General features: G+C 69.0%; 23 protein-coding genes and 1 pseudogene. 10 read left to right on the top strand and 14 right to left on the bottom strand.

The genetic code is table 11. The annotated features are described in order from the left end of the window. The first annotated feature begins 26 nt into the window (after nt 1-26). Nucleotides 27-782 (top strand): phosphoadenylyl-sulfate reductase, encoded by a 756-nt coding sequence (locus ACIA1L_RS19440; RefSeq protein WP_396074477.1) that lies wholly within the window; start codon nt 27-29, stop codon nt 780-782. 110 nt (nt 783-892) lie between these two features. Next, nucleotides 893-1861, top strand: a pseudogene (locus tag ACIA1L_RS19435) (sirohydrochlorin chelatase); the annotation flags it as partial. Nucleotides 1862-2159: 298 nt separating this feature from the next. Here the strand turns inward: ACIA1L_RS19435 and ACIA1L_RS19430 are convergent. Beyond that, entirely contained in the window at nt 2160-2414 is a 255-nt protein-coding gene (locus ACIA1L_RS19430) for a WhiB family transcriptional regulator (RefSeq protein ID WP_396074207.1), read from the bottom strand. Between the two features lie 440 nt (nt 2415-2854). Then, a complete protein-coding gene (locus tag ACIA1L_RS19425; protein ID WP_396074206.1) occupies nt 2855-3805 on the bottom strand; it encodes a diacylglycerol/lipid kinase family protein in 951 nt (316 codons plus the stop codon). Between the two features lie 53 nt (nt 3806-3858). Between ACIA1L_RS19425 and ACIA1L_RS19420 the strand changes: the two genes are divergently transcribed. Next, on the top strand, nt 3859-4248 hold the full coding sequence (locus ACIA1L_RS19420; protein WP_396074205.1) for a hypothetical protein: 390 nt from the start codon (nt 3859-3861) through the stop codon (nt 4246-4248). Nucleotides 4249-4355: 107 nt separating this feature from the next. After that, on the top strand, nt 4356-5051 hold the full coding sequence (locus ACIA1L_RS19415; RefSeq protein ID WP_396074204.1) for a FadR/GntR family transcriptional regulator: 696 nt from the start codon (nt 4356-4358) through the stop codon (nt 5049-5051). On the opposite strand, the gene ACIA1L_RS19410 is transcribed toward ACIA1L_RS19415, so the two are convergent. From ACIA1L_RS19410 to sodN, 3 genes are read right to left on the bottom strand one after another with little or no spacing between them, the layout of a single operon-like run. Continuing rightward, nucleotides 5052-5447: an anti-sigma regulatory factor gene (locus tag ACIA1L_RS19410; RefSeq protein ID WP_396074203.1), complete on the bottom strand. Its 396-nt coding sequence runs from the start codon at nt 5445-5447 to the stop codon at nt 5052-5054. A gap of 46 nt (nt 5448-5493) precedes the next feature. Further along, nucleotides 5494-5937, bottom strand: coding sequence for a GNAT family N-acetyltransferase (locus ACIA1L_RS19405; RefSeq protein WP_396074476.1), 444 nt, complete (start codon nt 5935-5937; stop codon nt 5494-5496). A gap of 53 nt (nt 5938-5990) precedes the next feature. Continuing rightward, on the bottom strand, nt 5991-6395 hold the full coding sequence (gene sodN / locus ACIA1L_RS19400) for a superoxide dismutase, Ni (protein WP_396074202.1): 405 nt from the start codon (nt 6393-6395) through the stop codon (nt 5991-5993). Nucleotides 6396-6479: 84 nt separating this feature from the next. Between sodN and ACIA1L_RS19395 the strand changes: the two genes are divergently transcribed. The 4 genes from ACIA1L_RS19395 to ACIA1L_RS19380 all read left to right on the top strand — a co-directional run bounded on the left by ACIA1L_RS19395 (nt 6480) and on the right by ACIA1L_RS19380 (nt 10370). Beyond that, nucleotides 6480-6788, top strand: coding sequence for a S26 family signal peptidase (locus ACIA1L_RS19395; RefSeq protein WP_396074201.1), 309 nt, complete (start codon nt 6480-6482; stop codon nt 6786-6788). Nucleotides 6789-6926: 138 nt separating this feature from the next. Beyond that, nucleotides 6927-8195, top strand: coding sequence for an NADP-dependent malic enzyme (locus ACIA1L_RS19390; RefSeq protein WP_396074200.1), 1269 nt, complete (start codon nt 6927-6929; stop codon nt 8193-8195). Between the two features lie 348 nt (nt 8196-8543). Continuing rightward, nucleotides 8544-9494 carry a zinc-binding dehydrogenase gene (locus ACIA1L_RS19385; RefSeq protein WP_396074199.1) on the top strand — a complete coding sequence of 317 codons (951 nt, stop codon included), beginning with the start codon at nt 8544-8546 and terminating at the stop codon, nt 9492-9494. 708 nt (nt 9495-10202) lie between these two features. Continuing rightward, nucleotides 10203-10370 carry a hypothetical protein gene (locus ACIA1L_RS19380; protein WP_396074198.1) on the top strand — a complete coding sequence of 56 codons (168 nt, stop codon included), beginning with the start codon at nt 10203-10205 and terminating at the stop codon, nt 10368-10370. Nucleotides 10371-10758: 388 nt separating this feature from the next. On the opposite strand, the gene ACIA1L_RS19375 is transcribed toward ACIA1L_RS19380, so the two are convergent. The 9 genes from ACIA1L_RS19375 to ACIA1L_RS19335 form a co-directional block, all read right to left on the bottom strand. After that, nucleotides 10759-11871 (bottom strand): acetate/propionate family kinase, encoded by a 1113-nt coding sequence (locus ACIA1L_RS19375; RefSeq protein ID WP_396074197.1) that lies wholly within the window; start codon nt 11869-11871, stop codon nt 10759-10761. Then, the gene (pta, locus tag ACIA1L_RS19370) at nt 11868-13973 is read right to left on the bottom strand and encodes a phosphate acetyltransferase (RefSeq protein ID WP_396074196.1); all 2106 of its coding nucleotides are present in this window, start codon (nt 13971-13973) and stop codon (nt 11868-11870) included. Before pta ends, ACIA1L_RS19375 begins: the two co-directional genes overlap by 4 nt. Before the next feature lie 92 nt (nt 13974-14065). Then, nucleotides 14066-14794: an AAA family ATPase gene (locus tag ACIA1L_RS19365; protein ID WP_396074195.1), complete on the bottom strand. Its 729-nt coding sequence runs from the start codon at nt 14792-14794 to the stop codon at nt 14066-14068. Then, a complete protein-coding gene (locus tag ACIA1L_RS19360; RefSeq protein ID WP_396074194.1) occupies nt 14784-14963 on the bottom strand; it encodes a DUF6104 family protein in 180 nt (59 codons plus the stop codon). The genes ACIA1L_RS19365 and ACIA1L_RS19360 overlap by 11 nt, the downstream gene beginning before the upstream one ends. A gap of 20 nt (nt 14964-14983) precedes the next feature. Beyond that, complete coding sequence (locus tag ACIA1L_RS19355) at nt 14984-15799, bottom strand: class I SAM-dependent methyltransferase (RefSeq protein ID WP_396074193.1); 816 nt, start codon at nt 15797-15799, stop codon at nt 14984-14986. A 98-nt stretch (nt 15800-15897) separates the two neighbouring features. Next, nucleotides 15898-19617 (bottom strand): multifunctional oxoglutarate decarboxylase/oxoglutarate dehydrogenase thiamine pyrophosphate-binding subunit/dihydrolipoyllysine-residue succinyltransferase subunit, encoded by a 3720-nt coding sequence (locus ACIA1L_RS19350; protein WP_396074475.1) that lies wholly within the window; start codon nt 19615-19617, stop codon nt 15898-15900. Nucleotides 19618-19782: 165 nt separating this feature from the next. After that, nucleotides 19783-20610 (bottom strand): ABC transporter permease, encoded by an 828-nt coding sequence (locus tag ACIA1L_RS19345; protein WP_396074192.1) that lies wholly within the window; start codon nt 20608-20610, stop codon nt 19783-19785. Then, the gene (locus ACIA1L_RS19340; RefSeq protein WP_396074191.1) at nt 20607-21524 is read right to left on the bottom strand and encodes an ABC transporter ATP-binding protein; all 918 of its coding nucleotides are present in this window, start codon (nt 21522-21524) and stop codon (nt 20607-20609) included. The genes ACIA1L_RS19345 and ACIA1L_RS19340 overlap by 4 nt, the downstream gene beginning before the upstream one ends. A 28-nt stretch (nt 21525-21552) precedes the next feature. Next, nucleotides 21553-22209, bottom strand: coding sequence for a PaaI family thioesterase (locus ACIA1L_RS19335; protein ID WP_396074190.1), 657 nt, complete (start codon nt 22207-22209; stop codon nt 21553-21555). Nucleotides 22210-22315: 106 nt separating this feature from the next. On the opposite strand from ACIA1L_RS19335, the gene ACIA1L_RS19330 reads away from it, so the two are divergent. Both ACIA1L_RS19330 and ACIA1L_RS19325 read left to right on the top strand, forming a co-directional pair. Next, nucleotides 22316-23080 carry a GNAT family N-acetyltransferase gene (locus ACIA1L_RS19330; RefSeq protein ID WP_396074189.1) on the top strand — a complete coding sequence of 255 codons (765 nt, stop codon included), beginning with the start codon at nt 22316-22318 and terminating at the stop codon, nt 23078-23080. 125 nt (nt 23081-23205) lie between these two features. Beyond that, nucleotides 23206-23844: a lysophospholipid acyltransferase family protein gene (locus tag ACIA1L_RS19325; protein ID WP_396074188.1), complete on the top strand. Its 639-nt coding sequence runs from the start codon at nt 23206-23208 to the stop codon at nt 23842-23844. The last annotated feature ends 49 nt before the right edge of the window (nt 23845-23893 follow it).

Here is a 23893-nt window from a genome sequence, read left to right as displayed (position 1 = left end):
ATGGACTGCTCCCAGGGAGTGAACCGATGAGAGTGCTGACCGCCGCCGACCTCGGCCTGGTGAACCTGAGTGAGCCCGTCGACCCCGCACGCCGGTCCCGCGCCGAATTGGAAACCCTCGCGACCGAGGGCGCGGCCGTGCTGGCCGACGCGTCCGCCGACGAGATCGCGCGCTGGTCGGTGGCGACCTTCGGGGACCGCTTCTGCGTGACGAGCTCCATGGCCGACGCCGTCGTCGCGCACCTGTACTCCCGCGCGACCCCCGGAGTCGACGTGGTCTTCCTCGACACCGGCCTGCACTTTCCGGAGACGCTGAAGGTGCGCGACACCGTCGCCCGGACCATGAACGTCAACGTCCGGTCGATCCGCCCGCGGCGGACCGTCGGCCAGCAGGACGGCGAGCTGGGGCCGCGGCTCTTCGCCCGCAACCCGGACGAATGCTGCTTCCTGCGCAAGGTCGAGCCGCTGGAGCGGGCCCTTTCCTCCTACGACGCTTGGGCGACCGGCCTGCGCCGCGACGAGTCACCGACCCGCGCGAACACGCCGGTCGTGGCGTTCGACCCGCGCAAGGGCAAGGTGAAGGTCAACCCGATCGCGGCGTGGACCCAAAACGACGTGGACCGCTACATCGCGCGCTGGAACGTGCCGGTCAACGAGCTGTTCGCCAAGGGGTACGGCTCGATCGGCTGCTGGCCGTGCACCCGCCGGACCACGGCGGGCGAGGACCCGCGCGCAGGCCGCTGGGCGATGTTCGACAAGACGGAATGCGGGCTGCACGCATGACCGAGCTGTCAGACGCTTCCCACCAACCGTCAGCTGATTCCTTCCCCGGTGCGCCGGGCCGGGCCGTCTCGCCTGGGGCGCCGGGCCGGGCGGCCAGCCTCTGCGTCGACGCGCCACGCCGGGGCGTAGTCCTCGTTGCTCATGGGAGTCGGGATCCGCGGGCGGCGCGGGCGACGGAACGTCTTGCAGCGTCAGTCCGCGCGTTGCACCCGGACTGGGACGTGCGGGCGTCGTACCTCGATCACAGCGTTCCCCGGCCGCGGCAGGTGCTGGCGTCGTTTGCGGCGGCCGGACATGCGCGGGCGGTCATGGTGCCGCTGCTGCTGACCTCCGCCTATCACGGGCGGGTGGACGTGCCCGGGGAGATCACCGCCGCTCGGGCTGCGGGCGTGCAGCTGGACGTGGAGCTGACCGAGGTGCTGGGGCCGGTGGCGGGCCAGGTGCCGGCACTGCTTCTCGACGGCTTGGCGGCGCGCCTGCATGAGGCCCAGTCGGTTGCTGAGGAGTGGGATCCCGCCAGGCGTGCGCCGGCTTGCCGGGTCTCGGGGGTCGCTGAGAGCGCGATGCGGACGGCGGTCGAGGGGGCTGCGGGTGTCGCTGGGAGCGCGGTGCGGACGACGGTCGAGAGGGCTGGGGGTGTCGCTGGGAGCGCGGTGCGGATGGCGGTCGAGGGGGCTGCGGGTGTCGCCGCGCGCGTTGTCGGTCGGGCGGCAGTGGATGGCGTGGTGCTGACCGCCGCAGGCACGCGAAGCGCGTCGGCGCGGGCGACGGTCGAGGCGGCCGCCGTGGCGCTGGGGGAGCGGCTGGGAGTGCCGTGTCGGGTGGCATATGCCTCGGCAGCGCCGCCGCTCGCTGGCGAGGCCGTACACGCGTTGCGGGCCGCCGGCTGCCGCCGGATCGGGTTGTCTTCCTATTTTCTGGCACCCGGGCTGCTGTGGGATGCGACCGTGGCATCGGCGCTGGAAGCCGGGGTGGCTGTGGTGGCGGAACCGTTGACGGACAGTTCGGCTCTGGCTGCGCTGGTCGCTGACCGGGTGACGGCGGGAGAGTGTGTTTCGCGCCTCGGTGCGGTGGCCTGACTTTGCTTTCGCGTTATTGCCGTGAGCTGCGTTACGGCACTCGTGATCATGGTTACCGGCCTGGTGATCACGCTCACTGGGAACTGCCTGAGAGAGGCTGACCGTCCACAGCAGAGCGCTCCCTATGCTGTTTTCAGCATTGCGATGATTTCGAGATCATTTCGCATAGCTCGGTGATCGCATTCCCGCCGAGCGTCACCATTGCTCGCGGTAATCAGAACGGTACGCGGATGTGGCTAGACAGCACGACGCCCCGGCGCCGTGACGGCCCGGGGCGTGAATGCTGTGAGGGGATTGTTCAGACGGTAGTAGCGCTGACCCGCAGGCCGCCGCGACGCTTGACCGCGCGCCGCTCATCCTCGCTCATACCGCCCCATACGCCGGCGTCCTGACCGCTCTCGAGCGCCCACTGCAGGCACGACTCGGTCACGGGGCACCGCCGGCACACGGCCTTGGCCTGCTCGACCTGCAGGAGCGCGGGGCCGGACGTCCCGATCGGGAAGAACAGCTCCGGGTCCTCGTCGCGGCAGATCGCATCGTGGCGCCAGTCCATGGCGGCAACACTCCTTGTTTCGGCTGGGGTAATGAAATGGTGCGGACTTACTACTTACTTTTATCTGCATCCGCGACGGCGACCGACGGACAGCGTTCGTCTGATCACCAGTGCGTGAGCAAGCTTTGTTGTGGAGGCCGTTCTGCATCTTCTGGTCGAGGAACGACCTTCTGGATTAGGAACGCGGGCGAGCGGCATCCGGTTACTTCTTATCGCTTGTGAATGCTTTCACGAACTCTCGCGATGTCAAGGGTAGTGCTCAGAAAATCTCCGAGCGGGTGAGCTAGCTCACGACCCTTTTGTCCGCTTCTGGGGGTTGCTCCCAGGACCGGCGCATGAACGCTCCCATCAATGTAGTACGGTAGCCGCCACCTTGCAGACCTTTCGCCCGTGTTTCTGTAACGGATCGTGAGGACCTTCGGTTTCGGCCTACCCAGTCCTCAGCAGATCACACGCAGCGCGTCGGGGACGGACAAGAAGTGCACCTTCTGCCGCTCACCCAGGTAGTCGCCGTCGAGCTGGAAGGACTGCGGGCGGGATGCCACGACAGTGAACTCGGCCTGATCGTGGATGCGCAGCACGTTGCGACCCCGCGGATTGGCCCGCTTACTCGCCATCTGGGTCACTGTCCGTGTTGTGTTGGACACTCCTAGGCTACGAAGGGCCAGTACGTCAAGTCCACGGTCGAACGATGCCTGCGGGTTGGGGTTGATCGGACGGTCGCCGACATAGGTCCACGGCGCCGTGTTCTGAATGATGACGGTTCCCAACCCGGTTTCCGGTTCCTCTCCGGGGCGCTCGATCTGCAGGGGCGGAGCTTTGCGATCTTCGCCCGAGGCGAACTGCCCGATCAGCGACCGCAAATAAAGGGCCGGAGTGGACGTACGACCGCGTAACCGCGCCTGTTCCACCCGGCGAACCACCGCGGCATCCAGCCCCAGTCCGGCGGTAAAGGTGAAATACCGGTCGTCGGCCCGACCGAGCCCGATCACCCGGTGCCGGCCCGACCGCAGACCGTCCAAGATCACACCGGTGCCCTCGACCCAATCGCGGGGCAAGCCCAATGCCCGCGCGAAGACATTTGTCGAACCCCCGGGCACCACGGCGAGCGCTGGCAACCGAAACGCGGGCGCCGTGCCGGCCGAGGCCAGCCCCGGATCCGCAGTCATCAAGCCGTTCACGGCCTCGTTGATCGTGCCGTCGCCGCCCAGCGTCACCACCACATCGACGCCGCTCTCCGCCGCCGTACGCGCCAGCGACGCGGCATGCCCGCGCTTCAGGGTGTACTCGACTGTCAGCTCGACCTGGCTGCTCAACGCCCTGACCAGCACGTCGCGGCTGCGTTCACTGGTGGTGGTGGCCTTGGGGTTAACCACGAGTAACGCTCGCATGGGCGGCACTGTACCTCCACGAGCCGCCCCGAGCTGGCCGGTATCGTACAGCGGTGACCCCTGCGGATGTGGAAACTCCGGCGACTCTGGTGTGGGCGGTGCGCCTGCTCGCCGCCGAGGCGGTGGCGCTTGCGGTGCTCGCGGCGTACCTGATCGTGCTGGTCCTGACGGCCGATCCGGAAAGCCTGGCGGTGGCGATCTCGCTCGCTGTCATGACCGCGCTCGGCGCGGCCGCCGTCTTTCTGGTGGCACGGGCGTTGGCCGCGCGCTCGGCGCGGGCCCGCGGACCGGCCATCGTCGTCCAGCTGTTCCTCATCGCCTCCGGCGGCTTCCTGCTCCAGACCGGACCGGCCTGGGCGGGCATCGTGGCGATGCTGCTGGGCGCGGGGATCGCGGTGCTCTGCCTGATGCCGACAACAACCCGCGCGCTCGGGCTGGACTGACACTCTGATCAGCACTTCCGCCGCGCAAGGAAAGGCCTACCCTGAGTGTGGCGGATCACACCGACGGCGCTTCGTTCGCCGGGCCGTGGCGACTAAGGGGTGAGCGAGTGACCGGATCGACGGTGCGCCCGCCGGCGTATCAACTACTGGCGGACGAACTGCGTGCGGAGATCACGTCGGGTCGCCTGCAGCCCGGTGAGCGGTTGCCCCCCGAGCCGGAACTGTGCGTACGGTCCGGTGTCAGCCGCAGCACCGTCCGCGAAGCCCTGCGCCTGCTGGCAAGTCAGCACCTCATCCTCACCACCCGCGGCGTGACCGGCGGCAGCTTCGTCGCCCACCCCGACGCGCAGCAGCTCTCCGACGCGCTGTCCACCGGACTCACCATGCTCACCAACTCGGCCGAGGTCGGGCTCGCGGACCTGCTCGAACTGCGCCGTGCCGTGGAAATTCCGGCGGCCGGACTCGCCGCGGAACGCCGGACCGACGCCCACCTGGTGGAGCTGCGCGGCGCCATGTTCGACCCCGACCTCGACGGGCTCGACACGATGATGGCCGCGCACGCCGCCTTCCACTCCGCGATCGCCTCGGCGACCTGCAACCCGCTCTACGAACTGGTCACCCGGCCGCTCTACCACGTCGGGTACGGCGAAGACGTCGTCGAAGGGCTGCCCGGCGACTACTGGAACCGGATCGACGCGGACCACCGAGACCAGTTGGCGTACGTCCGCAACCGCGACGCGATCGGCGCGATGGAGGTGGGCCGCCGCCACCTCGACTACATCGCCTCGGTGGCAGCGCGCTAGTTAGTTCTCGGTGCGTCTCGTCAGGAGCCGAATCGTCGCCTGCCGGCCATTCGCCTCAGCGGCCGCCGACGTGGTCAGGGCGGTCAGCACCTTCCAGGCGAACGACGACTCGGACGGCAGCCGGGCACCGCGCACGGTCGCGACCGTCACCTCGACCGTCAGCGCGTCATCGGTCACCGCGAACCGGCACTCCAAATCCGCGCCCCGAGTCGCGATCGCCAGCAACATCGCGCAGGCCTCGTCGACCGCGATCCGCAGATCCTCGATCTCGTCTAAGGCGAAATGCAGCCGAGCTGCGAGGCCGGCCGTCGCTGTGCGGAGCACGCCCAGGTAGCCGCCGTCAGCGGGCACGGTGAGCAGCACGACGTCGTCACCGAACGCCGGCTCCGAATGCATTGTCTGAAGCTGAGTCACCGACCCCATCCTCCCGATGGACGAGACTCTAGCGCCTGTCGGCCGAGGCGCGCTCAGCGAGTCGGCCTAGTGCCGCACCCGTCAGCCGGTAGGGGACCCAGTCGGTCTGCGGCTGCGCGCCGATCGCCGCATAGAAGTCGGCCGCCGGGTTCCAGTCCAGCATCGCCCAGTCGAGCCGCTGATAGCCGCGCTCCACGCAGATGTGGGCCAGCTCGGCCAGCAGGGCGGCGCCCGCCCCGGTGCCCCGGTGATCGGGACGCACGTACAGGTCCTCGAGGTAGACGCCGTGCACGCCTTCCCACGTGGAGAAATTCAAGAACCAGAGGGCCATGCCGTAAGGAGCGTCGTCATGGTCGACCGCCACGATGCCGAAGACGGCTGGCCGTTCGCCGAACAGCGCCGCCGTGAGCTGCTCCACGGTCAGGTGACACGCCTCGGGCGCGCGTTCGAAATCGGCCAGTTCGTGGACCATCGACACCACGGCCGGCACGTCCGTGGGACGTACCGGCCGGATGCGTACGGTGCTCACGCCTGCTTGGTCTCCCAGAAGATCTTGGAGATCTCCTCGATCTTGCCGAGCAGCTGCTCGCCCACCGCCGGGTCCATCGAACCCTTGACGCCGGACGCGCCCGCAAGCTTGGTCGCCTCGTTGAACAGCTGGTTGAGCTGCGGGTACTTCTCGAAATGCGGCGCCTTGAAGTAGTCCGTCCACAGCACCCACAGGTGGTGTTTGACCAGCTCGGCCCGCTGCTCCTTGATCTGGATGGCACGGGTGCGGAACTCGGGGTCGGTGTTCGCCTGGTACTTCTCGGCGATGGCCTTCACCGACTCCGCCTCGATGCGGGCCTGCGCGGGGTCGTAAACCCCACACGGCAGGTCGCAGTGCGCGCTGACCACAGTGCGCGGCGTGAAGAAACGCGGAAGTCGCATCGGGACCCCTCCATGAGTTTGCGATGATCCGGGCCTGACACTACCCCTTACATCCGAAGCCATACCCGACGCGGGATTGATGCCATGAAGTTGCAACTGCCGGTCTTTGCCGTACTCGTGCGGGGGCCCTCCATGGCACCCACCCTGCGCTCGGGAGACGCCCTGGTCGTGCGGCGGACGCGGCACGTCCGCGAAGGCGACATCGTGGTCGCGATCTTCCGCTCGCGGCCGGGCCTGCTGGTCGTGAAACGTGCGGTCCGCCAAGAAAATCAAGGCTGGTTCGTACGCGGTGACAACGAGTTCGTGACCGACGATTCCCGCGCCTACGGGGTGGCGGATGTCATCGGACGCGTGTTGTTCCGGTACTGGCCTCGACCCGGTCGGCTACGTTAATGTCCGGTAACCACAACACACCAGAGTGTGGTTGCTGCACCGGGTGATCCCCGCATCGCACGTCGGTCCGCGCAGACTCGCGCATCAGGGCCGGCTGGCACCACCGACGTACCGATGCGTGTCTGGAGTCTGTTCCCCGTGTCTTCCTTCAGTTTTGAAACCCAGCCTGAGCTGTCCGCCGACCCCGTCTTCGAGCTGCACAAGCACGGCAAGATGGCTATTGCTCCCACCGTTGCGCTATCCAGCCGGGATGACCTGTCGCTGGCGTACACGCCGGGTGTCGCCCGGGTCTGCACCGCCATCGCCGACGACGAAGACCTGCACCACGACCTCACGTGGGCCGGCAACACCGTCGCGGTCGTCAGCGACGGCTCGGCCGTCCTCGGCCTCGGCAACATCGGCCCCAAAGCCGCCATGCCCGTCATGGAAGGCAAAGCCGTGCTGTTCAAGCAGTTCGGCGGCGTCGACGCCATCCCGATCTGCCTCGACACCCAGGACGTCGAAGGCATCATCGCCGTCGTGAAGGCGCTCGGCCCGTCCTTCGGCGGCATCAACCTCGAAGACATCAGCGCACCCCGCTGCTTCGAGATCGAACGCCGCCTCGACGAAGCCCTCGACATCCCGGTCTTCCACGACGACCAGCACGGCACCGCGATCGTCGTGCTCGCCGCCCTGCGCAACGCCGCCACCCTGCTCAACCGCCGCTTCGCCGACCTGCGCGTCGTCATCAGCGGCGCGGGTGCGGCCGGCATCGCCATCACCGACACCCTGATCGCCGCCGGCGTCCACGGCGCCAACACCATCGTCTGCGACTCCCGCGGCATCATCCATTCCGAGCGGGACGCGCTCACCGGCGTGAAAGCCGCCCTCGCGGAGAAGACCAACTACTCCGGGCGTACCGGAGGCATCAAGGAGGCGCTGATCGGCGCTGACGTCCTCATCGGCGTGTCCGGTGGCGCCATCGGCGAACAGGCGCTGGCCGGCATGGCCCCCGGCGGCATCATCTTCGCCCTGGCCAACCCCACCCCCGAAGTGCCACCCGCCATCGCCCACAAGTACGCCGCCATCGTCGCCACCGGGCGCAGCGACTTCCCCAATCAGATCAACAACGTCCTGGCCTTCCCGGGCATCTTCCGCGGCGCCCTCGACGCGCGAGCCACCCGCATCACCGACGGGATGAAGGTCGCGGCGGCCGAGGCCATCGCCTCGGTGTGCTCGGACGACCTGCGCGCGGACGCGATCGTGCCGTCGGCGCTGGACCCGCGGGTCGCCGTCGTGGTGGCTGCTGCGGTGGCCCAGGCGGCAGAACTTGACGGGGTGGCCCGGCGGATCACCTCGGGCTTCGGCACTCCTGCTCTTACGCCGGTCTCCTCGCCCGCGGCATTCTCCACATCTGCTGCTCACTGACGCCTTCCTCGCTGCGCGCTCGTTGCTCCTGTACTTCCTGGTCTTCCGGTTGGCGGTTCGCGCGCTGGTTTCCTGGTCTTCCGGGTGGCGGTTCGCGCGCTGGTTTCCTGGTCTTCCGGGTGGCGGTTCGCGCGCTGGTTTCCTGGTCTCCCGGGTGGCGGTTCGCGCGCTTGTTTCCTGCACTTCCGGGTGGTGGTCGCGGTTCGCGGCCGCCACCCGGTGCGTCGTTCGGTGGTCAGGCTTGGTCATTCATAGCGGGTTCTCGGGTTTGTGCCGGGGGTTATCCACACTTCGCGGTTGTCCACAGGCGGGTGGCGGGCACCCATGCGGATGACTAGCGTTCTTCCCATGCGCGCCGCCTACGCCAGTGCCACCAAGCCGGACGAACCGCTCGCCGCACTCACGGTCGGCGACCTGCCTGAGCCGTCCCCACCCGACGGCTGGGTGACGGTCGACGTGCGGGCCAGCTCCCTCAACCACCACGAGATCTGGTCCCTGCGCGGCGTCGGGCTGCCCGCCGACCGGCTACCCATGATCCTCGGCTGCGACGCGTCCGGAGTGGACGAAGCCGGCAACGAAGTCGTCGTCTACCCCGTTGTCGACGACCCAGCGGACCCCCGCGGCTTCTCCCTGCTCTCCGAGCGCTGGCCCGGCACCCTCGCCGAACGAGTCGCCGTTCCCGCGGCCAACCTCCTGCCCAAGCCGGCCGGCATCTCCTTCCTCGACGCGGCGTGCCTGCCGACTGCCTGGCTCACGGCGTACCACATGCTCATGACCCGAGGCCGCGTCACCGAGTCCGAAGCCGTCCTCGTCCAAGGCGCCGGCGGCGGCGTCGCCACAGCAGCCGTTGTCCTAGCCACAGCCCTCGGCAAACGCGTCTACGCCACCAGCCGCGACCCCGAGAAGCGCGCCAAAATCGCCGACCTCGGCGCCACCGCCATCGAACCCGGCGCCCGCCTCCCCGAGCGAGTCGGCGTCATCATCGAATCCGTCGGCGCCCCCACCTTCGAACACTCCCTCAAATGCGCCGCCCCCGGCGCCCGCATCGTCGTCTGCGGCGCCACCGGCGGACCCTTCCCCAAGATCGACCTCCGCCGCGTCTTCATGATGCAACTCGAGATCCTCGGCAGCACCATGGGCACAGCAACCGAGCTGGCCGCCCTCCTGGATCTCTGCATCGCCCGAGACATCCGCCCAGTCATCGACTCCACGTACGGCTTCACCGCCGTGGCAGACGCCTTCACCCGTCTGCACTCGGGTCAGGCGTTCGGCAAGGTAGCCATCGACCACCTGCACTGATCGTCTTCCGGGCTCGCTGTCTCCGAGTCCTGCGGCTGTCCGTTCGGCTAGCCCGAGCCGGTGCCGGGTTTCCACACGTCCCCTTCCGGCAGGCCGTGCCTTGCCAGACCCGGCGGATTCGCACGAATGGGTAGTGCGCTCTAGCGGCCAGTTGAATACGCCTGCAGGTGGCTGCGCTGGCTGTTGAGGGCTTAGGCGTTGGCGACGGTGTCGCGGACCGGCCGCACGGTTGGCTAGCGACGGCGGGTGCACGGTGATCGGCGGCAGGACCAGCTGCGTCGAGCGGCGTGCTGCCTTGGCTGGGCGATCCAGTGACTGCCTCGCCAGGCGGGCCGGGTTTGTTTGTGGGGCGGTCCAGCTGGGCGGTCATGGGCCTGCCCCAGCACTGGCTGCAGCCCGACGTCGTCGAAGGTATGCACCGCGTCGCCATCGCCGATCCACCGCCTGCCAGTCCGTCTCGGCAGGGCGGGTGTGAGCATCTTCATGGCGGGTTCGGGCACCGTGACCCAGCACGTGAAGGTGACCAAAGGCTGATCACACATGCGCAGCCCGTTGCGTCGCGAGTCCTCCGGAGTTGGCTGTGCTGGGCATTTCGGGTGGAAAGACACTCCCACGAAGGGGTGAAAACCTGGAGCTTCCCGCGAATGTCCTGGTAGTGGCCTGAGCGGGCCTGGTCGGGGAGCATGCTGCTTCGCTATGGTCGTCCGCATGTCTGACAACAGCGTCGACCCGAGCGGCAACACCGAAGCGTTCCGCGCCTTCACGCAGAGCACGCCGGAGGAACCCGTAGCGGCTTCGAAAAGCCCGCTCATTGTCGGTGGAGCCGTGGTGGCCGTGGTCCTGATCGCCCTCGTCGCCTGGCTCGTCGTCAGCTGACAGCGCACGCCCCGCCAGCGTGTGGGGCAGCGGCCGGATTCCGGCGACGGCGAGATTGCGGCCACGGCGAGATTGCGGCCACGGCGAGATTGCGGCCACGGCGAGATTGCGGCCACGGCGAGATTGCGGCCACGGCGAGAATGCGGCCACGGCGAGAATGCGGCCACGGCAGATCCATCCGCTTTGCCTCCAGCGCCGGTTCCCCGTTGCGAGTGAGGCCATCGGCAGAGTTCCGCGCCCGTCCGCTTCGCGTCGACCTGTGCTGACCCGTTGAAGGCCGATTTCCCGAATCCGGAGATCGGCTGAATCTCCGTACTCTGATCCCTCATCAACCCATCCACGACGTAACCCGGCGTGCCCGCGAGCGCTCGATGCGGGTAGTGGGAGCTCAGTCTCTGAGGGCCTTGCTGGTTTCCATGGCAATCTCTTGTTCTTCGTCGGTCGGGATCACGCAGACTCGGACGCGGGCCGAGTCCGATGAGATCAGGCGGTCGCCGCGGCGGTTGCGGGTGTCATCGATGTCGATGCCCAGGGTGGACAGCCCGTGCAGGGCGGCGGCTCGGACCTCGGGGGAATTCTCGCCGACTCCCGCGGTGAAGGTGATGGCGTCGGCGTGGCCCAGTACGGCGAGGTAGGCGCCAACGTACTCCTTGATGCGGCGGCAGTAGACGGTGAAGGCCAGCTCGGCGGCGGGGTCGCCGTCGTGGCGGCGGCGCTGGATTTCGCGCATGTCGTTGGCGCCGGCGAGGCCTTGGAGGCCGGCCGTACGGGTGAGGGAGTGTTCGATCTCGTCGAGGGTGAGGCCTGCGGTGCGATGCAGGTGGAAGAGCACGGTGGGGTCGATGTCGCCGCTGCGGGTGCCCATGACGAGGCCGGGGAGTGGGGACATGCCCATCGAGGTGGCGACGCTGCGGCCTCGTTCGACGGCGCAGGCGCTGGCGCCGTTGCCGAGGTGCAGGGTGATCACATTGGTTTCTTCCGGCGGCCGACCCAGCAGCGCCGCCGTTTCGCGGGCCACGTACGCATGGGACGTCCCGTGAAAGCCGTAGCGCCGGATCTGCCAGCGCGAGGCGAGGTCCGCATCGATCGCGTAGGTGACGCCGTCCGCCGGGATCGTCTGGTGGAACGCGGTGTCGAAAACGGCGACCTGCGGGACGTCGGGCAACAGTTTCCGGGCGACCGCAATGCCGCTCAGGGCTGCCGGGTTGTGCAGTGGTGCGAGTGGCACCAGGCCCTCGATCGCGGCCACCACCTTGTCGTCGATGATGGTCGCCGTGCTGAAGAGGCTGCCGCCGTGGACGACTCGGTGGCCGATCGCGCCGAGGCCGGACAGGTCGACGGATTCCATGACCCGTTGCAATGCCTCGGTGTGGTCGGCGGCGTCACCACCCGCCTCCCCGACCCGCTCGATGAGCCCCTTGGTCAATGTCACTGGCGGGGTGGAGTCGAAGAGGCGGTATTTGACGGAGGACGAGCCACAATTCAGGACGAGAATCTTCACGCGCGTACCTGAATGGTGCTCGCCTGAACAGCGCGTGCCTGAATGGCGGTGATGGCGACGGTGTTCACGATGTCTTTCACCGTGGCTCCTCGGGAGAGGTCGTTGACCGGGCGGCGCAGCCCCTGCATGACCGGACCCACCGCGACCGCGTCGGCGGAGCGTTGGACCGCCTTGTAGGTGTTGTTGCCCGTGTTGAGGTCGGGGAAGACGAAGACCGTGGCTTTGCCCGCGACGGCGCTGTCCGGGAGTTTGGTGGCGGCGACCGCGGGGTCGATGGCCGCGTCGTATTGGATGGGGCCTTCGACGGGGAGGTCGGGGCGGCGTTCGCGGACGAGGGCGGTGGCCGCGGCGACCTTGTCGACGTCGGCGCCCGTGCCGGAGCGGCCGGTGGAGTAGGACAACATGGCGACTCGGGGCTCGATGCCGAACGCCGCGGTGGTCTGGGCTGAGCAGAGGGCGATGTCGGCGAGTTGGGCGGCGTCGGGGTCGGGGTTGACGGCGCAGTCGCCGTAGACGAGGACGCGGTCGGCCAGGAGCATGAAGAAGACGCTGGAGGCGACCGTGAGGCCGGGGACCGTCTTGATGATTTCGAAGGCTGGGCGGATGGTCGCGGCCGTGGTGTGGGTCGCGCCGGAGACCATGCCGTCGGCGTGCCCCTCGGCGACCATCATGGTGCCGAAGTAGTTGACGTCGCGGACCACGTCGTAGGCGAGGTCGAGGGTGACGGCCTTGTGTTTGCGCAGTGCGGCGTAGCGCTCGGCGAAGGTGTCCCGCCAGGCACTGGTGGCCGGGTCGATGAGGCGGGCGGCGCCGATGTCGAGGCCGAGCTCGCGGGCGCGGCGGGTGATGTCGGCCGGGTCGCCGAGCAGGGTGAGGTCGGCGACGCCCCGGCGCAGCAGGGTTTCGGTGGCACGCAGGATGCGTTCGTCGGTGCCTTCGGGCAGGACCAGGTGGCGCCGCTCGGCGCGGGCGCGGTCGATGAGGTCATTGGAGAACATGAGCGGGGTGACGCGGCTGGATCGGGTGACGTTGAGCAGCCGGTCCAACTCGGCGGTGTCGACGTGCTCCTCGAACGCCCCGAGCGCCGCCTCGATCTTGCGTGGGGTGCCCACACTGAGCCGGGCGTGGATCCGGGCGGCCGCGCTGATCGTGTGGTAGCTGTCGGTTTGGACGACGAGCATCGACAGGCCGGTGTTGAGCTTCTCGATGACCCGTACGGCGCGGGGGTCGGGAAATTCGCCGAGGGTCAGGACGAGCCCGGCGAGGGTGACGTGGCCGGCGGCATGCGCAGCGCTGGCGGCCACCAGAAGGTCAGCGCGGTCGCCCGGCGTGATGAGCAGTGCGCCGTCGGTGAGGTGGTCGAGGAGGGCGGGCACGTGCGCCGCCCCGACGACGTAGTCGAGCACGTCGCGGTCCAGGGCGTCCTCGCCGCCGGACAGGACCGTCGCGTCGAGCGCGGCGGCCACCTCGGCCACGGTCGGCGCCGCGATGGCCGGCACCTCGGGGATGGCCCAGACCGGCACGGGCAGGCCGTCCGGGGCGGGCATCCCTGCGGGCACCCGGTTGGCGATCACGGCCGGCACCGTCGCATGCAGGTCGGTGAGCGAATGGTACGCCGAGCGGACCGCCGCGCCGAGGTCCGTCCGCCGGCCCTGACCGCTGACGACGGGCAGGACCACGCTGCCGAACTCGGTGGCGAGCCGGGCGTTGAACGCCAGCTCCCGCGGAAGTTCGTCGTGGCCCGCATCCTGCCCGTCGGCGAAGTCGCTGCCGATCACGACGACCGAGCCGCACTCGCGCTCGACCGCCCGGTAGCGCTCGACGATGCGCGCAATCAGCTCCTCGCGCCGGCCGTCGGCGACCAGCGTGGTCGCTTCGGCGGTGGTGACACCGTAGGAGTCGTCGTATCGCACCGCGACCGGGTAGCGGCTGATCAGCAGGGTGAGCAGCGGATCCGGGCCGGTGCCGGCGACCAGCGGCCGGAACACGCCGATCCGGGCGACCTGGCGGGACAGCAGCTCGACCACCCCGAGCGCGACCGTCCCCTTACCGACCGACGGGCCGAGCCCGGCGATGTAGACGCTGCTTGCCACAGACCTCAAGGTACCGGCCCGATATTCATCCCGCCGGGGCACGCGGACAAAGACGAGGGCACGTGGACGAAGACGAGGGCACGTGGACGAAGACGAGGGGATCAGTGCAGCATGCGCAGGTAGCTGCCGGGGTCGCCGAGGAACCTCCGCCAGTGGTCGACGACCGCCAGCTCGTTCCAGGAGGTCCGGCGGATGCCGTGCGGGCCGAGCTCCAGGATCGTCGCGTCCGGGAGGGCGGTGAGCAGCGGCGAGTGGGTCGCGACGACGACCTGGGCGCCGTCCGCTCGCAGCCTGTCGAGGCGGGCGAGCAGACCGAGGGTCGCGGTGAACGACAACGGGGCCTCGGGCTCGTCCATCAGGTAGAAGCCGTACCCGTGGAATTTGCGGTCGAGCAGTTCCAGAAAGCCCTCGCCGTGGCTGCGTTCGTGCAGGTCGCCGTCCGGCGACCCGGGCAGGTTCTCCAGGTACGTGTACAGCCCGTGCATCGTTTCGGCGCGGAGGAAGTACGCGTTGGCCCGCCGTCCGGGGGTGCGGGTCACCTTCAGGACCGATCCCAGTGGGGCTTCGGTGACCCGGCTGCTGTGCCGGGCGGCCCGGGAGCCGCCCTCGGGGTTGAGTCCGTGGGCGGCGGCCAGTGCTTCCACCAGTGTCGACTTGCCGGAGCCGTTCTCGCCGACCAGGAAGGTGACACCGGCCGGGAGGTTCAGCCCGTGCTCGAGGACGGCCGCGACGGCGGGGATCTGCGCCCACCAGGCGTCCCGGCCGATCTCGATCTCCGGGTCGCGGTCGATCCGGCGGACCGGCCGGTCCGGGAGCGGATTACTCCTCATCGTCCTCGTCGTCGCGGGCCAGCCAGGTGGCGAACCGTTCGATCGGTGTCTCGAACTCCGGGTTGTCATCGACGAACGTCCGCAACTGCTCGGCGACCCACTCGAGCGTGACGGTCTCCTCGCCTCGCCGCTGGACCAGCTCTTCGATGCCTCTGTCCGTGAAGTACATGCCTGGATATTAGAAGACGGTCAGTCGGCCTCGGCCTCGGGTTCCTGACGGCGCAGCGCGCCGAGGATCTTCCGCCGGTCGAACAGGAACTGCGGCTTCTGCCGGGTCCGGGTGGCGAAGTCGAGGTACGCCTTCGTGAGGTCGGCGTCGTCACTGGCGAGGACACCGGTCATCGGGATCTTCGGCCACGCGGACTCGTACTCGAACATCTGGTTGGCGTAGCTGTGGTCGCTGTCGTGCTGGAACATGTCGATGGTCTCGAGCTTGGCGATCGCGTCGGTGAAGCTGCGCCGTGGGTCCTTGGCGTCGCTGATCGTGAGGTTCCACTGCTCGTGGCCGCGGACGAGGTTGCCCGCCTCTTCCCGGACGTCGAAGCTGTGCAGCATGCCGTGCCCGTTGCGCTCCAGGGCGCTGAGCATCATGAACGACGATCGTCCATCGGCGACGCCGGTCTCCACGACGGTGGCGGGCCGGAGCAGCCGGACGAGGCCGTACAGAGCCAGGCCGGTGCCCTGTTCCACGCCCCAGCGTGGCGGGAAGACGGTTTCGGTCTGTTCGTAGCGCTCGTCGAGGCGGGCGTACACCTCGTCGAACTCGTCGGCGACCTTCGCCACCTCGTCGGCCGGCCAGCCCAGCGCTTCCAGGAAGGCGGTGGGTGTCGACTCCAGATAGACGCTCAGCTTGGTGAAGTCGTGCAGGGTCGGCGGCTGGGGCGCCGGCTTCGGCGGCGGTTTCGGCGGTGCCTTCTTCTTCGGCGGCTTCGGCGGTCGGTACTTGCGAATCTCGTAGCCTGTCGCTCGGCGGAGCGACGAGTTTATGATCTTGCGCACAGACATGACCGCAACTTACGCGCGACGGGTTGCCAAATCAATCAGATGCGCAAAGACGACGGGCGTCCCACTTTGGTGGGACGCCCGTCAGCTGCTTGCTGAGATCAGTGTCGCGGTAGAGCAGCTTCGACCAGTGCGGACTGCTCCGCCTCGTGCATCTTGGCCGAGCCGACGGCCGGGGCGGCCGCGGCGGGGCGCGAGATGCGGCGCAGGCGTACGCCTTCGAGGTGCTCGAGCAGGTTGAGCGCCACGAAGGACCAGGCGCCCTGGTTGGCCGGCTCCTCCTGCACCCAGGCGAAGTCCTCCGCCTCGGGGTACTGGTTGAGGACGGCCTTCAGTTCCTCGACGGGCAGCGGGTAGATCTGCTCCATCCGGATGATCGCCGTGTCGGTGCTGCCCCGCTCGGCGCGGGCCTGGAGCAGGTCGTAGTAGACCTTCCCGGAGCAGAGCAGGACCCGCTTGACCGCGTTCGCGTCGAGCGGGGTGCCGTTGATCCCGGCGTCGGCGAGGATCGGCTGGAACGTGCCGGTGGTGAAGTCGGCGACCGACGACACCGCGAGCTTGTGCCGCAGCAGGGACTTGGGCGAGAAGACGACCAACGGCTTGCGCTTGCTGGACAGGGCCTGCCGGCGCAGCAGGTGGAAGTAGTTGGCCGGCGTGGTCGGGTTGGCGACCCGCATGTTGTCCTGCGCGCAGAGCTGCAGGAACCGCTCGGGCCGGCCGGACGAGTGGTCCGGGCCTTGGCCTTCCTGGCCGTGCGGGAGCAGCAGCACCAGCGAGGACTGCTGGCCCCACTTCACCTCGCCGGAGGAGATGAACTCGTCGACGATGGACTGGGCGCCGTTGACGAAGTCGCCGAACTGGGCCTCCCAGAGGACCAGCGCGTCCGGGTTCTCCACCGAGTAGCCGTACTCGAAGCCCATGGCGGCGTACTCGCTGAGCAGCGAGTCGTGCACGAAGAAGCGGGCGTTGCCGGTGGACAGGGTGGACAGCGGCAGGAAGTCGTCGCCGGTCTTGGCGTCGACGATCGAGGCGTGCCGGGAGGTGAAGGTGCCGCGCCGCGAGTCCTGGCCGGCGAGGCGGACGGTCACGCCCTGGTTCAGCAGGGAGCCAAAGGCGATCAGTTCGCCGAAGCCCCAGTCGATGCCGCCCTCCGCAGACATCTTCACGCGCCGGTCGAGCAGCTGCTGGACCCGCTTGTGCGGGGTGAAGCCGTCGGGCAGGTCGATGTGCGACTGGCCGACTGACTTGACCATGCCCGCGTCGACCGCGGTGTCCACCTGCGGCTCCGGCTCCTGGACCGGAGCCGGGCGGACCCGAGGCGGGGAGCCCGCGGTGTCCCGGGTGGCCTTGAAGACCTGTTCGAGCTGGGCCTGGTAGTCGCGCAGCTGCTCCTGGGCGTCTTCCACGGTGATGTCGCCGCGCCCGATGAGCTCCTCGGTGTAGAGCTTGCGGACCGACCGCTTGGTGTCGATGATCTGGTACATCCGCGGGTTGGTCATCGACGGGTCGTCGCCCTCGTTGTGGCCGCGGCGGCGGTAGCAGACCAGGTCGATGACGACGTCCTTGTTGAACGCCTGCCGGTATTCGAAGGCCAGCTTGGCGACCCGGACGACGGCCTCGGGGTCGTCGCCGTTCACGTGGAAGATCGGCGCCTGGATCATCCGCGCCACGTCGGTCGAGTAGAGCGACGAGCGGCTGTACTCCGGGGCGGTGGTGAAGCCGACCTGGTTGTTGACGACGACGTGGACCGTGCCGCCGGTGCGGTAACCGCGCAGCTGGGACAGGTTCAGCGTCTCGGCGACCACGCCCTGGCCGGCGAACGCGGCGTCGCCGTGCACCAGCAGCGGCAGCACGGTGTAGCCGTGCAGGCCCAGGTCGAGGCGGTCCTGCTTGGCGCGGACGATGCCCTCGAGTACCGGGTCCACCGCCTCCAGGTGCGACGGGTTGGCGACGACGCTGACGGTGGTGGAGTTCTCGCCGTCGGGCGTCGTGTACTTGCCGGTCTGTCCGAGGTGGTACTTCACGTCACCCGAGCCGTGCGCCGACTTCGGGTCCATCTGACCCTCGAACTCGTTGAAGATCTTTTCGTACGGCTTGCCGACGATGTTCGCGAGCACGTTGAGCCGGCCGCGGTGCGCCATGCCGATGACCATCTCGTCGAGGCCCGCCTCGGCCGACGACTCGAGGACGGCGTCGAGCAGCGGGATCAGCGACTCGCCACCCTCGAGGGAGAACCGCTTCTGACCGACGAACTTGGTCTGCAGGAAGGTCTCGAACGCCTCGGCGGCGTTGAGCCGGTTGAGCACGTGCTTCTGCTCGTCGGAGTCCGGCTTGGTGTACTTGATCTCGATGCGGTCCTGGATCCAGCGCCGCTCCTCGGGGCCCTGGATGTGCATGTACTCGATGCCGACCCGGCGGCAGTAGGTGTCGCGGAGTACGCCGAGGACGTCGCGCAGGCGCATCTTCTGCTTGCCGCCGAAGCCGCCGACCGGGAAGGTGCGGTCGAGGTCCCACAGGGTCAGTCCGTGCTGGAGCACGTCCAGGTCGGGGTGCCGACGGATCTTGAACTCGAGCGGGTCGGTGTCGGCCATCAGGTGACCGCGCACCCGGTACGCGTGGATCAGCTCGACCACCCGCGCGGCCTTGTCGATCTGCCCCTCGGAGGTCCGGGCCACGTCGCGCACCCAGCGCACCGGCTCGTACGGAATCCGCAGCGAGGTGAAGATGTCGTCGTAGAACGAGTGGTCGCCGAGCAGGAACTCGTGCATCGCCTTGAGGAACTCGCCGGACTGCGCACCCTGGATGACCCGGTGGTCGTAGGTGCTGGTCAGCGTGGTGACCTTGCTGACGCCGTGCTCGGTGAGGGTCTCGTCGGACATGCCGGAGTAGGGCGCCGGGTATTCCATCGCGCCGACGCCGATGATGGCGCTCTGGCCGCTCATCAGGCGCGGGATGGAGTGCACGGTGCCGATGCCGCCGGGGTTGGTCAGCGAGATCGTGGTGCCGGCGTAGTCGTCCATGGTCAGCTCGTTGCGGCGGGCGCGCCGGACCAGGTCCTCGTACGCCTGCCAGAACTGCCGGAAGTCGAGCTGCTCGCAGTTCTTGACGGACGGCACGACGAGCGTGCGCGAGCCGTCCTTCTTGACCAGGTCGATGGCGATGCCGAGGTTGATGTGCTCCGGCTGCACGAGGGTGGGCTTGCCGTCGACCTCGGCGAAGGAGTTGTTCATCTCCGGGCGGGCCATGACGGCGCGGACCAGCGCCCAGCCGATGAGGTGGGTGAAGCTGACCTTGCCACCGCGGCCGCGGGCCAGGTGGTTGTTGATCACGATGCGGTTGTCGACCAGCAGTTTGGCCGGGACGGCGCGCACCGAGGTGGCGGTGGGCACCTCGAGGGAGGCGTCCATGTTCTGCACGATCTTGGCGGCGACACCCCGCAGCGTGGTCGCCTTGGCGCCGGCCGGAACCGTGCCGTTGGCGGCGGCCTTCGGCGTCGGAGCGGGGGTGGCGGGCTTGGCGGCCGCGGGCGCCGGAGCCGGCTTTGCCGGGGCGACAGGCTTCTCGGGCGCGACCGTCGCGGCGGCGGGTGCATCGGTGCCGGCCTTGGCGGCGGTGGCCTTCGCGTTGGCGGCTGTGGCCTCATCGGGTGTCGCGATCGAGCCCGAGGCAGTGGCCGGCTTGTAGTCGGCGAAGAAGTCGTGCCAGGCGGGGTCGACGCTCGTGGGGTCGGCCAGGTAGCGCTGGTACATCTCGTCGACGATCCATTCGTTGGGACCGAAATCCGCGAGTGGATTCTCATGCGAAGTCTGCTGGGTCGACACTTTCGTGTTCGCCTCTTTCACCATGTTGTCAGCACGCGACATACGTCACAGAGCACGAAGGATTCGGCGTCAAGGCTACGCCGTGGGATCGGCGTAGCCATTCGCACGTCCGGACTGTGACCTAGGGAATGAGACAGACGGGGCTGGTGTGACGCGGCTTACGCCTCAGGACACGTCCCGACGCTTCGCGATCCAGGTGCCGAGAACCCCTGCGACCAGGGCATACCCGATGAGGACCAGGGCGCCCACCCACCGTGGTGGGTTACCGGGCAGTTCGGTGCCCGAGATCATCAATCCCGAGGCGATCGGCGGGACCAGCACCTGCAGCTTGTTGACCCAGTCGCCGAACTTGTCCGCCAGCAGGCCGACGAACAGCGCGACACCGAAGGTGCCGAGGATGTAGACCGTGCTGAGGGTGATGGTCGCGCCGATCTGGCTGCGGATCAGCACGCCGGCGCCCACGCCGAGGATCGCCCAGAGCACGTACGCGAGCCCGTTGAGTCCGATCGCCCGCCACACCGCCGGTTCGCCGAGCTGGGTGCCGACGTCGAGCGAGCTCAGGACGATCGGCGCGGCGATCAGGTTGAGCGCCGTGGTGATGAGCCAGAACAGCGCGCTCAGGATGACCGCGGCGGCGAACTTCGCGATGATGATCGACTCGCGGCGCGGGGTCACCAGGAACGTGGTGGTCGCCGTCTGGTGGAAGTACTCGTTGGTCACCACGATGGCGGCCAGCAGCATCACGATCAGCAGGCCGAAGAACTGGCCGTTGGTGTAGAGGTTGGTGGCGACGTTCACCGATTCGGCGGCCGCGGCCATCTGGGCGAGGTCGTCGGCGCTCGCGCCCTCGGTCGCCGCCGGGCTGAGCAGGAAGTTGCTCTGAATCCAGTTGATGAGCAGGGCGAGGCCCCACAGCGGCAGGGTGATGAGGCCGAAGATCCACCAGGTGTTGGTGCTGCGGATCTTGAGGAGTTCAGCTCGGACCAGGTTCATCGGATGCCCGCCTTTCCGGCCGTCAGCTGCAGGAAGACCTGCTCAAGGTCGGCCTTCTCGCCGGTGAGCTCGTGCAGCTCGATGCCGGCGGTGAAGGCGATGTTGCCGATGCGGGCCGGCTCGAGGCCGGACACGGCCAGTGCGCCGTCCGGCAGTGCCGTCACGGAGGCCTGCTGCGCGGTGAGCGCCGTTGCCAGGTCGGCGGCCCGTGGGCTGCGCACCCGGACCTGGGCGAGGCCGGCCATCGACCCGAGCACCTCGTCGACCGGGCCCTGCCGGATGAGCTGGCCCGCGGCGATGATCACGACGTCGTCGGCGAGCTGCTGCATCTCGGAGAGCAGGTGGCTGGACACCAGCACCGTGCGGCCCTCGGAGGCGAGGAACTTGAGCAGGTCACGCATCCAGCGGATGCCCTCGGGGTCGAGGCCGTTGGCGGGCTCGTCGAGGATCAGGACCCGCGGGTTGCCCAGCAGCGCGGCGGCGATGCCGAGCCGCTGCTTCATGCCCAGCGAGTAGCCCTTGAACTTGCGCTTGGCCGCAGCCTCCAGCCCGACCCGGGCCATGGCCTCGTCGGCCGCTTCCCGAGGCAGCCCCGCGGCGGCGGCGATGACCCGCAGGTGGTTGATGCCGGTGCGGCCCTTGTGCGCGCTGGACGCCTCCAGAAGCGCGCCGACGTGCCGCAGCGGCTCGTCCAGCTCCGCGTAGCGGACGCCGGAGAACGTGGCGCTGCCGGAGGTGGGCCGGACCAGGCCCAGCATCATCCGCAGCGTGGTGGTCTTACCGGCGCCGTTGGGACCGAGGAACCCGGTCACCCGCCCCGGGCGGACGGTGAACGACAGATTGTCGACCGCCCGCAGGTTCTTGTATTGCTTGGTGAGTTGGGAGACGACGATCTCCCCTTGGCCGGCCGTCAAGAGTCCGCCCTCCGGTTCGTTGAATAGATCAACTTACCGGGTCTAGGGCGATCCATGTGGCCCGTGCCCGGGCGTGCCGCGTGCCATCCTGGCCGTAGACCGTCGAATCAACGACGGCCTTGCGGCCCTCGGCGCTGACCGCCGTCCCGACGACGACGCATCGGTCACCCGGCGCGGGCAGTGCATCAACAGCCACCGCGATCCGGCCCAGCACGAACGTCCGGCCGCTCTGCAGTGCCGACCAACCGCCCGGACAGTCCAACGCGGCCCACATCAACGGCACGGTGACCTCGGCCGGGACGTCCCAGGTCGCCGCCATCCGCCCGTCCGGCAGCGGCCCGGGGAAGATCCGCAGCCCGGTGGGATGCTCCGGCCCGCAGACGTAGCAGCCCGGGAACGGGTGGGCCGACAAACCCGGATAGGGGCCCGCCTCCGCCGGATCGGCTACCGGCACACCCGCGCCGGCATCAGCATCCGCCGCCACCTCGGCAACCAACGTCCCCGCCGGGTCGAGGACCTTGCCGCCGGTCAGGGTCAGCTCGGTCGCCAGCGGTGGCGGCACGCGCAGGGTCACCACGTACGCGCGGCCGTCGACGCTCGCGCCGGCCGCCTCGGCGAAGGTGCCGGCGGACCAGCCGCCGTTGCCGGAGCCGGGCGGACCGTTGTAGCGCGCGGGAATCTGCATGGTCCAGACCTTCTCACAGCCGATACGACCAGGCGTTCACTCACCGGCCATCCGGTGCCACCCGGTGCGCCACACCCGCGCCGATCACGGCCCTTACACAGAACTCATGACGGTATTGATGACCGCCGCCGCACCCACCGGGACCAGCGGCTATTCCCTCCTCATCGCTGACGACGCCAGTCAGGTCGCGGCCGCGCAGCGCTTGCGCCACGACGTCTTCGCCACCGAGCTCGGCGCCACCCTGCGCGGCGCCACAGCAGACGGCCGGGACACCGACGAGTTCGACGACTACTGCGACCACCTGATCGTGCGCGACGACGCGACCGGCGGGGTGGTCGGCACCTACCGGATGATGACGCCGCGGGCGGCGGAGCGCGCCGGGCGCCGCTACGGCGACGGCGAGTTCGAGATGAGCGGGTTGCGTTCGCTGCGCGACCAGCTCGTCGAGACCGGCCGCTCCTGCGTGCATCCGGATCACCGCTCCGGGGCGGTGGTCAACCTGATGTGGGCGGGCCTGGCCCGCTACCTGCACCTCAACAACCTGCGCTGGCTGGGTGGTTGCGCGTCCGTGCCGCTCACGGACGGCGGTCACACCGCCGCAGGCGTCTGGGCCCGGGTACGCGACAAGCACCTGTCCCCGCCCGCACTGCGAGTGCAGCCGCGGCGCAGCTGGATCGCAGAGACCACGCTGACGGGTGACCCGAAGGTGCAGCCGCCGCCCCTGCTGAAGGGATATCTGCGGTTGGGGAGCTGGGTGTGCGGCGAGCCCGCGTACGACCTGGATTTCGACTGCGCCGACTTTTACGTGCTGTTCTCCATGGACCGGATGGACGCCCGGTACCGCCGCCACTTCCTGGGAGCGACGCGATGACGTGGCAGCCGGTGTCGTCGTGCGGGCCGGCGTGCCGGCCGGGCGGGGACGAAGCCGTGAGCGGGGTCGCCACGGTGATGCGGTTGGGGGCCGCTGCCGCCGTACTTGTGGGGGGATTGGTTCTGGTGCCCATCCTCCGGGGCCGCGCGGTCCGCAGAATCGCCCGCGGCCTGCTCGCGGCTCTCGGGGTGCAGCTGGTGTGGCGCGGCCCGGCGCCGCGGCCCGGCAGCCTGCTCGTCGCCAACCATGTCTCCTGGCTCGATGTGCTCGCGCTGCTTGCTGTGGCGCCGGTGACGCTGGTCGCGAAGCGCGAGGTGGGCAGCTGGCCGGCGGTGGGTCTGCTGGCCCGCGCGGCCGGTTCGATCTTTGTCGACCGCGCCCGACCGCGGCGGCTGCCCGTGACTGTCGGCGAAGTCACCGCCGCGTTGCGGGCCGGTCGCACGGTCGCGGTTTTCCCCGAAGGCACGACCTTCTGCGGCGCCGAAGCCGGACGATTCCGGCCCGCGGTGTTCCAGGCCGCGGTCGACGCCCGCGCCGCGGTGGTCCCGATCTCCATTCGGTACGGTTCACCGGCGGCGTCCTTCATCGGCGACGACACCCTCTGGGCTTCGGTACGCCGGGTCGCCAAGCTGCGCGGCCTCACCGTGACCCTGGTCGGGTCGCCGGCGCTGCGGCCCGAGCCCGGCGCGGACCGGCGGTCCCTGGCCCGGGCGGCGCAAGCCTCCGCGGGCATCCGCACGACGACCTTCGATCTCGCCGCCTGACCAGGCTCACAGAAAACTTTCAGCCGGCGTGCAGCGTCGGCGCAGCGAT

This window comes from Actinoplanes sp. NPDC051859 (genome assembly GCF_044452725.1).
Classification (GTDB): Bacteria; Actinomycetota; Actinomycetes; order Mycobacteriales; family Micromonosporaceae; genus Actinoplanes.
Note: the sequence above shows the minus strand (reverse complement) of the source record. Positions and strands in the feature narration are given on the sequence as shown.